Genomic DNA, 800 nt, shown 5'->3' with positions numbered 1-800 from the left:
CCGAACCGGGCCGCGAAGGCCTGTCGCGCTACGCCCTGGCCACGCGCCTGCTGGGCCGCAGCGCGGCGGACCTGGCGCGATGCCAGGACGACCAGCAGCAGTGGGACGCCGAACGCGAGGCCGCCGAGCGCTACCACCAGCTCTGGCAGCAGCAGGGCTTCATGCGCGTGTTCCGCGCCTGGCTGGACGAGCAGGCGGTGGCCGAACGGCTGCTGGCGCGGGTCGACGGCGAGCGGCGGCTGACCAACCTGCTGCATCTGGGCGAACTGCTGCAGGCCGAAAGCCTGCTGCGCCCGGGGCTGGAGCCGTTGCTGGCCTGGTTCAACGCCCAGCGCGACAGCGAAAGCGGCGGCGAGGACGCGCTGCTGCGCCTGGAAAGCGATGCCGAGCGCGTGCAGATCGTCACCATTCACACCAGCAAGGGCCTGGAATACCCGCTGGTGTTCTGCCCCTTCCTCTGGGACGGCAAGCTGCTGGGCAAGAACCGCGACAGCGCCCGTTGCCATGACGAAAACGGCCAGCCGCTGCTGGACCTTGGCAGCGACCAGCTCGAGGACAACCTCGAACGGGCGCGGCGGGAAACCTTCGCCGAGCAGTTGCGCCTGGCCTACGTCGCGCTGACCCGCGCCCGCGACCGGCTCTGGCTGCACTGGGGGCCGGTCAGCCTGTGCAAACCGAAGAAGGACGGCAGCCTGGCGGGCGAAGGCCTGCACAGCAGCGCCCTGGCCTGGCTGCTGCACGGCCGCCAGCTGCCCGGCGCGGATGCCCTCGCCGAGCTCGGTCCGCACTTGGCCGGGTTC

Annotated in this window: 1 protein-coding gene; it reads left to right on the top strand. The window is 71.5% G+C overall.

Going from position 1 to position 800, the window contains the following annotated elements:
* Nucleotides 1-800: 3'-5' exonuclease (locus tag BAY1663_RS22815; protein ID WP_037045447.1), on the top strand; the 800-nt coding region annotated here is incomplete at both ends.

Origin of the sequence: Pseudomonas sp. BAY1663, from assembly GCF_000582595.1 — a bacterium.
Taxonomy (GTDB): Bacteria; Pseudomonadota; Gammaproteobacteria; order Pseudomonadales; family Pseudomonadaceae; genus Stutzerimonas; species Stutzerimonas stutzeri_AF.
This window is presented reverse-complemented; position numbering and strand designations above follow the sequence as displayed.